The sequence below is a fragment of the Streptomyces sp. NPDC005963 genome (genome assembly GCF_040638655.1).
Classification (GTDB): domain Bacteria; phylum Actinomycetota; class Actinomycetes; order Streptomycetales; family Streptomycetaceae; genus Streptomyces.
In genome coordinates, this window is sequence record NZ_JBEXVD010000002.1 from 190,421 (window position 1) to 201,721 (window position 11,301).

The following is an 11,301-nucleotide window of genomic DNA, read 5'->3' on the forward strand; positions in this document are numbered from 1 at the left end:
GGCCCTACGAGCCGAGGAAACCCGTGAGTGACACCCCATTCGGATTCGGCCTTCCGCCGGAGGAGCCGGACGACGGCGACAAGGGCAAGAAGGGCGATCCCACCGGCGGTGGCCACGGCGCCGGCGGCCCTTCACCTGCCAACCCCTTCGGATTCGGCTTCGGAGGCGGGGACGGGGGTGCCGACAATCCCTTCGCCGCCATGTTCGGTTCGCTCAACCCCAATGACCTGGGCGCCGCCTTCCAGCAGCTGGGCCAGATGCTGAGCTACGAGGGCGGCCCGGTGAACTGGGACATGGCCAAGCAGATCGCCCGGCAGACGGTCTCCCAGGGCACGTCGGACGGCACCAAGGACGAGAGCGTGAGCCCGGGCGACCGCACCGCGGTCGACGAGGCGCTGCGGCTCGCCGACGTCTGGCTGGACGGTGCGACGTCCCTCCCGTCCGGGGCGAGTACCGCGGTGGCGTGGAGTCGCGCCGAGTGGGTCGAGGCGACGCTGCCCGCCTGGCAGCAGTTGGTCGACCCGGTCGCCGAGCGGGTCGGTGTGGCCATGGGCGACGTGCTGCCCGAGGAGATGCAGGCCATGGCCGGCCCACTGCTCGGCATGATGCGCTCCATGGGCGGAGCCATGTTCGGCCAGCAGATCGGTCAGGCCGTGGGCGTGCTGGCGGGCGAGGTGGTCGGCTCGACGGACATCGGGCTGCCGCTGGGCCCTGCGGGGAAGGCCGCCCTCCTGCCGCTGAACGTTGCGGCGCTCGGCAAGGACCTCGGCGTGCCCAAGGACGAGGTGCGCCTCTACCTGGCCCTGCGCGAGGCGGCTCACCAGCGGCTGTTCGCCCATGTGCCCTGGTTGCGCTCGCACCTCTTCGGCGCGGTCGAGGGGTATGCGCGCGGAATCAAGGTCGATACGTCGAAGCTGGAGGACGTCGTCGGGCAGTTCGACCCGACCCATCCCGAGCAGTTGCAGGAGGCTCTCCAGCAGGGCATGTTCCAGCCGGAGGACACACCGCAGCAGAAGGCGGCGCTGGCCCGACTGGAAACGGCGCTCGCGCTGGTCGAGGGCTGGGTGGACGCGGTGGTGCACGAGGCGGCGGCGACCCGGCTGACCTCGGCCGGAGCCTTGCGCGAGACCTTGCGCAGGCGCCGTGCCTCGGGCGGCCCGGCCGAGCAGACCTTCGCCACGTTGATCGGCCTCCAATTGCGTCCTCGCCGGCTGCGGGACGCCTCGCGGTTGTGGGCCTCCCTCACCGACGCCCGCGGAATGGACGGGCGGGACGCTCTGTGGGAGCACCCAGACATGCTGCCCACGGCCACGGATCTGGATGACCCCGATGGTTTCGTCCACCGCGAGCAGATGGACTTCTCCGAGCTGGACAAGATGCTCGGCGAGGCCGCCTCTCGCGGCGGTGCCGGCGGCTCGGGCACCGAGAGCGAGGGGGATACCCGGGGCTCGCAGGGCGAACAGCAAGGCGACGGCCCCACCGACGGCCCCTCGGGCGATGCGTCCGACGATCAGGGCGGCCCGGGTCGGTGAGCCTGCACGACGACGCCGTAGCGGTTCTGAAGGGCTACGGGGAGCAGCAGGAGCTGCAGCAGGCGTATCTGGACCATCTGTCGGCCCACCCGGACGGCATGTGGAAGTCATGCTCCGCGGGTCATGTGACGGCGAGTGCACTGGTCATCGATCCGGGGCGGCAGCGGGTTCTGCTGACCTTGCACAGGAAGCTGGGCATGTGGCTCCAGATGGGTGGCCACTGTGAGCCCGGGGATGTGACGCTCGCGCGGGCCGCACTGCGGGAGGCGACCGAGGAGTCAGGCATCGACGGTCTGACGTTGCTGCGGTCAGGTGAGCCGGTCCGACTCGACCGGCATCCGATCCCGTCGCCCTGCAACTGGCATCTCGATGTGCAGTTCGCGGCACTCGCGCCACAGGGAGCGGTCGTCGAGATCAGCGAGGAGTCCTTGGACCTCCGTTGGTATGCCTATGACGAGGTCGCGGACGTGGCGGACGAGTCGGTCGTCCGTCTCTTGGAGCGGACCCGGGCTGTTCTGTAGCCATGGGTGTGGGCGGTGGCACGACACAAGGGTGGGCGGTCTCGACGAGACCGCCCACCCCCAAGTCCGTGGTGACGGACATCACCCTGCTACTCCGCCCCTGGCGGGGACCTGACGGTCCCGCGGCGGGAGGAGTCCCTGCTAGTTCCAGGCGTTGTTCTGGTTCTGGCCACTGTTGCCGAACTGGCCCCGCAGCCCCTCACCGATCTGGGCGTTCTGCGGCGGCATGACCTCACTGGGCTGTACCAGGGCGTACCCGTTTCCGGTGAAGCTCAGTTCCCAGCCCTCACCCGTGTTGCCCCGCCTTCTGACGACGCTCGACGAGTGGGTCTGCGCCTGCATCTGGACCCGTAGCTGTGTCGACCAGGCGACCACCGCGTCGGCGTCCACGCTGACGTACTTCTCGGGCGTGACCTGCATCATCAACGGCTGGCCCGAGGTCATCAGGGCGACCTTGCCGCGCCCGGTGATGTTGAGCTGGTACTTCCCCGAACCGGAGATCCCGTACTGGCTGTCCACCGCGATGACCTCGGTGTGCAGGGCCGAGTCCAGCGCCAACACGTAGGCGCTGTCGACGGTCAGCCCCTCCTGGTCGACGTCCAGGAGGTGGACGTACTGGGCGAGGTTCGCGAAGTAGATGGTGCCCTGGCCGGAGCAGCGCATCAGATCGAGTCCCTCGCCCGTGCGGGCGCTGGCACGGCGCTGGCTGGTGGACTGGTACTCGCCGTCGAAGTCGATGGCTCCCTGGTAGGCGACCATCGCGCCCTTGCGGGCGAGGATGTCGTCGTGTCCGGTGAGCGCGACCCGCAGCAGTTGGGGATTCTGGAGTGCGTAGCGCTCCTGGGACTGCTGGTCCGCGTGGTTGAAGAGTGGACTCTGCATGGTGTGTTCCCGTTTCCCCTCAGCCCCGAATGCGCAGACGGTCGGTGCTGTCCTCGTTCGGTTGTACGACGACGATGCCCTGGCCCGAGAAGGCCATCTGGAAGGCTTCGCCGCTGCCCCGTCCGATGAGGGAGGAAGCCTTGAAGCTCCGCTTGCCCTTCACCTTGAGGTTGGGCGACCAGGCGACGAGGGCGTCGGGGTCGACGTAGGTTTCGTCGTCTCCACGTCCGCAGTCGACGACGATGGGGACACCGCGCGAGGTGACGGCGACCCAGCCGGTGCCCGCGATCTCCACGTTCCACAGGCCCTGACCGGCGAGCTTCGCCAGCCCCTTGACCTTTTCGACGCCCCACTGGAGGTGGGCGTCGAAGGCGAGGACGTTGGTGCCGTTGACGGAGATGGACTCGTTGTTGAGGTTGATCACCAAAACGTCCGCACCGTAGTCGGCGAGGTAGAGCAGTCCGTCACCGGAGCACTTCATGATGGGCGCGCCCTCGCCCGTCGCCCACTGGGCGGCGGCCTGACGGGCTGCCGGCGGGTTCGGCTCGTACTGGATGAAGCCCTCGTACGAGACCATGGAGCCCGTGCGGGCGAAGAGGTCCTGGCCGGTGGCCATGGCGACCTTGAGCATGGTCCGGCCGTGGTTCTCCATCCGGGCGGTGACCGGGGTGGGGGCAAAGCCCGCGAGTTGCTGGTTCATTCTTCGGGCTCCCTCAGACCTCGTAGGGCTGGACGACGATGAAGTTGCCGGGGGCGCCCCGGAACTGGAGGTTGACCGTCTCGCCGCTGTGGCCCGGGTAGGCGTTGCGGCGGAGTCGGACCTGGCTGGTGATGATCACCTGTGCGGCGGACGACCAGGCCACGACGGCATTGGAGTCCGCATAGGTGGCCGGGGTGACCGGCAGGACGACGGGGATTCCCTGCGTCTTGACCACGACGGTGCCGGTGCCGCTGAAGTGCATCGTGAACAGCGCGCCGCCGGGGATGCCGTGCCCCTCGATCCGACGGATCTCGTACTGGAGGTCCTCGTCGAAGGCCAGGACGTTCTCGGCGGAGACGCAGATGCCGTCGCCCTGGAGCTCGATGGGGTGCAGATGGGCGGCCTCTTCGGCGAGGAAGACCTGACCACGGCCGGAGCAGCGCATCAGCTGCATCTCCTGGCCGGTGGCGTCGCCCAGTTTGCGACCGATGAATCCGGCGCCCTTATGACTGAAGTCCACCTTGCCCTGATACATCACCATGCTGCCTTGGCGTGCGAGCACGCCTCCGCCGCCCAGCGCGAGTTCGACCCGCATCAGGTTCTGGTTCTGCGGAGTCCAGCGCAGGCCGGTGGCGGTCTCCCGGTACGGCTGGAGCGCGGCTTGCAGGCCGGGGCCCGACTGCGGCATCGCCTGGGGTGCGGCTGCGTGCTGGCCGAACGGCGCGGGTGCGGGCTGGCCGTAGGGCGCAGCCGCCGGTTGACCGTACGGCGAGGGCGCCGCGGGCTGGCCGTAGGGGGAGGGCGCCACGGGAGCAGCGCTCTGCCCGGGGAACTGCCCCGGAACCTGGCCCTGGGGTGGCTGCTGAGCCGGCTGTCCGGGAGCGAACGCCTGGGGCGGCGCCACCGGTGCGGCAGCAGGTGTGGCATACGGCTGGGGCGCCGGAGGAGGCGTCGGGGCGGACATGGGTGGAGCACCGAACGAGGGAGCCGGTGGAGGAGGCGGTGCCTGGGCCGCCGCGGGAGCACCGAACGACGGCGCCGGAGCGGGCTGCGCCGGTGCAGTGAATCCGGGCGCGGCCGGCGGTGTCGGCGCTGCCGGCTGGTCGTCGGCGACCTCGCCGCCGAAGTTGCGCAGGAGCGCGTCCAGCCCGCCGTCGAAGCCCTGGCCGATGGCGGCGAAGCGCCATACGTCCTTCAGATAGAAGTCACCCAGCATCACCGCGCGTTCCGTGGTGAATTCCGAGCCGGTGAAGGGGTAGCGAACCACCTCTTCCCCGCCGGCGACGATCCGGATGTAGCCGGGGCCGACCTGGGACATCTGCCCGTCGCCGTCGATGGTGGCGGTGAAGGAGAGCTTGTGGATGTTCGCAGGTATCCGGTCCAGAGTGACTCGGAACGACTCGGTGTCACCCGCCTGGGCACCGAGCTGCTGAATGGACTCCTCCGGCGATTTCGGCTGGTTGAAGAAGATGAAGTACCGGTCGTCCGAGAGCTGTTCATTGGCGTCGAGGCCAAAACAGCTGATGTCGAACGTCAGACCAGGAGCCGCGATCTGCACACCTACGTACAGATCCGTTCCCGGCGTGAGATCACTGATCTTGGCCTTGTGGCCGCGTTGGAATTCCCTGGCCATGCGTAACGACCGTCCCCCATCCCAGAAATACGAATGCGTCGCGCCAGGCTAAGCCGCATGTGACATTCAGCCAAGCCCGGGCATGTGTTGGGACAGATTCGGTACGCACGGTTCAAGGGAGAACACGCGGTGATGGTTTCCAGGGACAGTGGGATCGCCGCCGAGAACCCTCGCGCGCTCCTGCGATTCGCCAGGGCGACCAGTGATCATTCCCCGTCGGTGGCAGAAGGCTGCGGCAATCGGTCAGCGGCGATGACCCCTTCCAAATACCCTCGGGCCCGCTCGGTACGTGGGTACGCCTCAAGGAGTTGCCAGAAGCGGGCGCCGTGCCCGGGCACCAGCAGATGCGCCAGTTCGTGGAGGAGTACGTAGTCGACGACGTACTCGGGCATCCCCTGAAGCCGGTGCGACAGTCGAATGCTGCCCTCCGCCGGCGTGCAGGAGCCCCAGCGGGTGTTCTGGTTGGTCACCCACCGCACCGAACTGGGTGACGCCCGCCCGTCGAAGTACTGCGCGGACAGGCGCTCCGCCCGCTCGGTCAAGTCGCTGTCGCCGAGCATTCGCTTGCTCTCCTGGGCGGCCAGCTTGTCGAGCATGACACCGACCCAGCGCTGTTCCTCGGCCTCCGACATCCGGGCCGGGATCAGTACGACGGTCCGATCGCCCTCGCGGTACGCGGACACGGTCCTGCTGCGACGGGCGCTCCTGCGGACCTCGACCGCGCTCGCCGCCACCCCTCGGGGCGGGCGTACGACCAACTCGCGCGGTTGACTCCCCGACGGGCGTGCGGGGGTCTCCCCTGTGGCGCGGGAGGACGGATCGACGGACACGTCTCGACGTTACCCGCTGGCGCCGGGGTAAGTCCCACCCCCGGATCGGTTCTGTGTGATCCCCCCGATGACCGCACCATTCTTACGACTAATACACCGCCCTGTGGATAACTTTTTCCCCGCTTCCTCCCCGCCCTGCATTCTGAGATCAGTCCGACACGCGATCAGACGGGACCGGGCACGGTCCCGCCGCGCTCAAAGACACATCCATGCCCCATGCATGTTCGATGTGCTCGACATCTTCGAGGGGGAGTTGTTATGCATCCGATGGTGAAGCCCGCGCTGCGGCGGGCATGGCGCGAGCGACAGACCGTCCAGTTCGGTGTGACACCCGCCCACGCGGTGGTGGTCGGGCCGATGGACACGGCGACCGGGAGCCTCCTCCAGTTACTCGACGGAACCCGTGGGCTGGCGCTCTTACGCAAGGAGGCCCGCGCGATGGGACTCCCCGAGGGGCAGACGGACGCCTTGGTCGACCACCTCACCGCGGCAGGGCTGCTCGACGATCCGACCGCCGGCGGACCCGGCGCCGACGCGTTGCGCACCAAACCCGAACGACTGCACCGTCTCAGGCCCGACCTGGCGTCGCTCTCGGTGGTCCACCCCGAACCGGGCGCTGCGATGAGCCAGCTGGCAGCCCGCCACGCGATGCGGGTACAGGTCCGTGGTGCCGGACGGGTGGGCGCAGCCGTGGCAGCACTGCTGTCCGCGGCCGGGGTGGGGCGGGTCGACACGCTCGACGGCGGATGCGTCGAACCGTGGGACACCGCCCCCGGCGGACTGCCTTCAGGGACCGTGGGCGAACGGCGCGATGTCGCGGCCCACCGGCTGGTACGCGATTGTGCGCCACACCCACCGCCCCGGGCCGGAGGTCGCACCCGCGGCCAGTCCGGGCGAGCTCCGAACCCTCCCCGCGAACCCACGGCAATCAGAAAGGGGAGGAAGGGCGTCGCCCCATGTACTCCCTCCCCCGCAGAAGACGAGGCCCCTGCATTGAGTTGCTCGGAGCCCGCGGTGTCACTGGTCGTGGTCTGCCCTCGTGACGGTCTTTCCGCATACGCACCCGATCCGGCCCGGGCCGAGCACTGGATCACCACCGGCACACCCCACCTCTACGCGGGAGTGGTCGAGGCAACGGGTTTCGTGGGTCCGCTGGTCCTGCCCGGCGGGTCTCCCTGCGCCGGCTGCTGGGAACGGTGCAGGGCCGACCGCGACCCGGGATGGCCAAGGCTGCTCGCCCAGTGGCGCTCCGGGAGCCGAAGGAACGCAGTGCCCTCGTGTGACATCTCTCTCGCCGCCACGGTGGCAGGGCTGGCAGCGGCGCACACGCTGTCGTTCCTCGACGGAAGCCTGCCCCTGAGCATCGGCGCACGCTGGGAGGTTGCCCAGCCGGCGCTGAGCTGGCGGTCGGAGAACCTCAGGGCGCACCAGGCGTGTGGCTGCGGTGCCTCCGGGAAAAGTGAGGGGGCCGAAACCTCGGGCTCACGGTCGAGTCACGAGACAATGAACCATCCGCAGTCAACGGAGTCAGGGCCGTAGGACGCACGCGGCGCAACTGTCTGGGTTTTGGAGGGGCTTATGTCTGATCTTCCCCGGAAGGCGGTCACCCGGACCGCCAAGTTGGCCGCACTGCCCTTGGGGTTCGCCGGCCGAGCGACATGGGGGCTGGGCAAACGCATCGGTGGCAAGTCCGCGGAGATCGTCGCCCGGGAGCTGCAACAGCGCACCGCCGATCAACTCTTCAAGGTCCTCGGCGAGCTGAAAGGGGGAGCCATGAAGTTCGGGCAGGCACTGTCCGTCTTCGAATCAGCCCTCCCCGAGGACATCGCGGGCCCCTATCGCGCCGCGCTGACCAAGCTCCAGGACGCGGCTCCTCCCATGCCGACGAGGACCGTGCACAAAGTACTGACGGAGCAGCTGGGAGAGGACTGGCGGGAGCTGTTCTCCAACTTCGAGGACAAGCCGTCCGCGGCGGCGTCCATCGGACAGGTTCATCGTGCCGTCTGGCACGACGGCCGTGAGGTAGCGGTGAAAGTGCAGTATCCGGGGGCGGGCGAAGCACTGCTCGCAGATCTGACGCAGCTCAGCCGGTTCGCCAAGCTACTGGGCCCACTCATTCCGGGGATGGATCTCAAGCCCCTCATCAACGAGCTACGCGACCGAGTGTCGGAAGAGCTGGACTACAGCCTGGAGGCCCAAGCACAACGGGAACACGCCGAGGAGTTCGCGGACGACCCGGACGTGCTGGTGCCCGATGTGGTCCATCAGTCCGACCAGGTGCTGGTGACGGAGTGGATAGACGGCATTCCCCTCGCCGAGGTGATCGCGGACGGGACGGTGGAACAGCGGGACAGAGCCGGTCAGCTGCTGGCCCGCTTCCTCTTCTCCGGCCCTGTTCGAACCGGACTCCTGCACGCCGATCCTCATCCGGGCAACTTCCGGCTCCTTCCCGAAGAGGAGGGCGAGGGCTGGCGACTGGGCGTCATGGACTTCGGAACGGTCGACCGGCTGCCCGGAGGCCTCCCCGAGCCCATCGGCGACTGCCTTCGGATGGCGTTGGAGGGCGAAGCGGAGACGGTGTACGACCTTCTCTGTACCGAAGGCTTCGTCAAGGACGAAATAGACCTCGACCCGGACGCGGTACTGGAGTACCTCGTACCGATCATCGAGCCCGCCGACCTGGAAGAGTTCACGTTCACCCGGCAGTGGATGCGCACGCAGGCGGCGAGGATCGCCGACATCCGCTCCCCCGCCCACCAACTGGGCAAGCAGTTGAACCTGCCACCGGCCTATCTACTGATACACAGGGTGACCCTGAGCACCATAGGTGTCCTCTGCCAACTCAATGCCACCGTACGGCTCCGGGACGAACTGGAGGCATGGGTACCGGGCTTCCTTCCCGAGGAGGAAGACAGCGAGGAAGCCGGCGGTGCGGAAGACACAGCATCCACGGACAAGACGCCATGCACACAGAACATGACGAACACCGGGAACGCGGACACCACGGCGGCTCCCAGCGGGCCCTAGTTGGTTGAGGAGCGTCACTCGGCGGTTGGGGCAGCGCCCGGATCACGAAACCGGATTCGCCGAGGCCGCGGAACCTCACTCGGGCACACGTCACGAGTCGCTGAGCCCTGAGCACCAGGCACTGACCGACAAGGAAGGTTCGGCAGACGGAAACTGCCTGGTCTGGCTCTGACACGGGTAGCAGAAGATCGGCCCGAGCCGCTCGGGTACGGGTTTGCCATGCGCACCGGCCTCGCCACACCAGTCCCGGCCGTCCGAGTCGGAGCAAGCGTGCGCCTGGCTGTGGAACAACCGGACAACACAAGACAACAACGCAACACCAAGGGGCGGGAGGGGGAGGGGAGGGGGGGAGGGCCCCCAACTATTGAAGAGAACGCGACTCCAGCGCCCCCTCCCCCTGTGTCCCGGTTGAGGCAGGGCCATGAGGTCGGCATTACGGCACCTCGGTTGTGTTCCTTCGCCGAAGGAACCGGACCGGCGGGGGCGGCAGGAGGGTGTGAGGCAGGGGGGCGGGTGGTGTTGCCTCGGAAGCTGTGGCTGTTGTGGGGACGGGTCGGAGCTATGGCGGAGACGGTGGAGTGACGGCTCTCGTGGTCGGGCCGTCACCACCAGGTGGAGTCGAGTCTGCTTTCGATCGATCTGATGTTGGCGCGGGCGCAGTCGTCGCAGTAGTAGCGACGATGCCCGTTCTCCATGGAGTAGGTCCAGGTGGCCGGGGTTCCCTCCCCGTCTGCGGCTCTACCGCAGCGGGCACACACGATGTGCTGGGCTTCCGACGGTTCCGGGCAGGGCTGCTGCTGGTCCACGAGGTGACGATAACCCCGGGGCGACGGGCTGGGGAGACAACGCACCGCAGGGGCCGGTCCGATCGGACCGGCCCCTGCGAAGTTCGGGTTGTCAGTTCATGACGGCCATGGCGAGCGCACGGCGAGCGCGGAGAGATACGCGTTCGGCGCGGCGCTGCATGCGTCGGGCGGCTACGAGGCGAACGGCTCTGCGCTCCCTCTCTGCCTCACGCATGCGGTCGTGCATATGCGCACGAGCCAGGGCTTCTGGGATGAGTTGCATTTCGCGGGTCCTGTTCTGGCGCGAGGCGTTCGCGCCGGTGGTGCTGACGTCTGGGGTCGCGGAGCCGGAAGGCTCACTCGCGGAAGAGGGCATGGGGGCCTGCTTCTTGGGTTCGTGCGTGAGAGGTCGATCGATGGTCCCGATGATGTTCATGCCGAGACCGGGTTCTTGCGCGGACGCCCACGGGGCCGCTTGCGGGCAACGACCACTCCCTGGACGAAGAGCTCTCCGCCCCACACGCCCCACGGCTCGCGCCGCTCCTTGGCGCCTGCGAGGCACGCCTCCATGAGCGGGCAGGTACGGCAGAGGGCTTTGGCGTACTCCACGTCGGCGGGCGACTCGGCGAAGAAGACCTCCGGGTCGTAGGTGCGGCAGGGAACGGGTACGCCGAGGTTCTCGATGGCGTCGTCGAGCGCGGTGAGCGCAGTCAGCGGGGTCAAGGGGGAGTCCTCCGGGCGGACACGCGGGGCGATGGTCTCGGAAGGCGGTACGGACGGGGCGTGCGCTTCGAGTTGCACGGTGGTGTCATTCCTCGTCTTGTTCGGTCCGGCCGGTCGGCCGGTTGGTGGTCCCCCGGGCGGACCGGGGGGCTGGTACCGGGTGGTGCTGTCCCGAGGCCCCTTCGCTCTGACTCCCCTTGGTTTTGGGGAAAACAGAAGGGCCGCGGTACCCGAGTGGGGTTCCGCGGCCCTGAAGGCGCCGGCCTGATCTACGTCAGGCTGGATCACTCCAGGGTTCGAGCCCGCGGAAGGCCCACTTCGTGTCGTGCTGCGTCTGCTTCGCGGTGACGGCACTGGCTGCCGCAAAGGCATAGGCCTTGGCCTCTGCCGCTGCTACTCCTGCTTCCAGTGCCTTGGTCGGTCGCTCGGTCCGCTCCAGGACGGGGAATCCGCCCAGGGGAGCCAGAGGCATCTCAGCCGAGAAGCCGGACACACCGGTGCCATGGAGCGACGCGGAGAAGCCGAGCGGGCAGGCGGAGACGATGACCGAGCGATCGGTCAATTTCACGGCGTTGGTGAAGCTGGTGTTGTTGGTGATCACTGGACTCGCCTCCTCTCGGCGTCTCGGGACCGGCCGGGGGCCGATCGCTGTATTCGGATAAGTACAC

The 11,301-nt window shown here is 68.2% G+C and carries 12 protein-coding genes; 4 read left to right on the forward strand and 8 right to left on the reverse strand.

Going from position 1 to position 11,301, the window contains the following annotated elements:
* The first annotated feature begins 23 nt into the window (after positions 1 to 23).
* Both ABZ348_RS04090 and ABZ348_RS04095 read left to right on the forward strand, forming a co-directional pair.
* The gene (locus ABZ348_RS04090) at positions 24 to 1,532 is read left to right on the forward strand and encodes a zinc-dependent metalloprotease (RefSeq protein ID WP_358929094.1); all 1,509 of its coding nucleotides are present in this window, start codon (positions 24 to 26) and stop codon (positions 1,530 to 1,532) included.
* A complete protein-coding gene (locus ABZ348_RS04095; protein ID WP_358929096.1) occupies positions 1,529 to 2,053 on the forward strand; it encodes an NUDIX hydrolase in 525 nt (174 codons plus the stop codon). Before ABZ348_RS04090 ends, ABZ348_RS04095 begins: the two co-directional genes overlap by 4 nt.
* Before the next feature lie 141 nt (positions 2,054 to 2,194).
* Here ABZ348_RS04095 and ABZ348_RS04100 read toward each other — a convergent pair whose 3' ends face one another.
* The 4 genes from ABZ348_RS04100 to ABZ348_RS04115 all read right to left on the reverse strand — a co-directional run bounded on the left by ABZ348_RS04100 (position 2,195) and on the right by ABZ348_RS04115 (position 6,098).
* Entirely contained in the window at positions 2,195 to 2,935 is a 741-nt protein-coding gene (locus ABZ348_RS04100; RefSeq protein WP_358929098.1) for an AIM24 family protein, read from the reverse strand.
* Positions 2,936 to 2,954: 19 nt separating this feature from the next.
* Entirely contained in the window at positions 2,955 to 3,635 is a 681-nt protein-coding gene (locus ABZ348_RS04105) for an AIM24 family protein (protein WP_358929100.1), read from the reverse strand.
* Between the two features lie 13 nt (positions 3,636 to 3,648).
* Positions 3,649 to 5,268, reverse strand: a complete 1,620-nt coding sequence (locus tag ABZ348_RS04110) for a TerD family protein (RefSeq protein ID WP_358929102.1) — start codon at positions 5,266 to 5,268, stop codon at positions 3,649 to 3,651.
* Positions 5,269 to 5,474: 206 nt separating this feature from the next.
* On the reverse strand, positions 5,475 to 6,098 hold the full coding sequence (locus tag ABZ348_RS04115) for a M48 family metallopeptidase (protein ID WP_358929104.1): 624 nt from the start codon (positions 6,096 to 6,098) through the stop codon (positions 5,475 to 5,477).
* A 258-nt stretch (positions 6,099 to 6,356) separates the two neighbouring features.
* Here ABZ348_RS04115 and ABZ348_RS04120 point away from each other — a divergent pair, with 258 nt between their 5' ends.
* Both ABZ348_RS04120 and ABZ348_RS04125 read left to right on the forward strand, forming a co-directional pair.
* The gene (locus ABZ348_RS04120) at positions 6,357 to 7,637 is read left to right on the forward strand and encodes a ThiF family adenylyltransferase (RefSeq protein ID WP_358929106.1); all 1,281 of its coding nucleotides are present in this window, start codon (positions 6,357 to 6,359) and stop codon (positions 7,635 to 7,637) included.
* Positions 7,638 to 7,676: 39 nt separating this feature from the next.
* Positions 7,677 to 9,125 (forward strand): AarF/ABC1/UbiB kinase family protein, encoded by a 1,449-nt coding sequence (locus tag ABZ348_RS04125; RefSeq protein WP_358929108.1) that lies wholly within the window; start codon positions 7,677 to 7,679, stop codon positions 9,123 to 9,125.
* Between the two features lie 602 nt (positions 9,126 to 9,727).
* Here the strand turns inward: ABZ348_RS04125 and ABZ348_RS04130 are convergent.
* The 4 genes from ABZ348_RS04130 to ABZ348_RS04145 form a co-directional block, all read right to left on the reverse strand.
* The gene (locus ABZ348_RS04130; RefSeq protein ID WP_358929110.1) at positions 9,728 to 9,931 is read right to left on the reverse strand and encodes a hypothetical protein; all 204 of its coding nucleotides are present in this window, start codon (positions 9,929 to 9,931) and stop codon (positions 9,728 to 9,730) included.
* Between the two features lie 91 nt (positions 9,932 to 10,022).
* The gene (locus tag ABZ348_RS04135) at positions 10,023 to 10,346 is read right to left on the reverse strand and encodes a hypothetical protein (RefSeq protein WP_358929112.1); all 324 of its coding nucleotides are present in this window, start codon (positions 10,344 to 10,346) and stop codon (positions 10,023 to 10,025) included.
* Entirely contained in the window at positions 10,343 to 10,711 is a 369-nt protein-coding gene (locus ABZ348_RS04140) for a WhiB family transcriptional regulator (protein ID WP_358929114.1), read from the reverse strand. The genes ABZ348_RS04135 and ABZ348_RS04140 overlap by 4 nt, the downstream gene beginning before the upstream one ends.
* Positions 10,712 to 10,907: 196 nt before the next feature.
* Positions 10,908 to 11,234, reverse strand: coding sequence for a hypothetical protein (locus tag ABZ348_RS04145; RefSeq protein WP_358929116.1), 327 nt, complete (start codon positions 11,232 to 11,234; stop codon positions 10,908 to 10,910).
* Positions 11,235 to 11,301 lie beyond the last annotated feature (67 nt).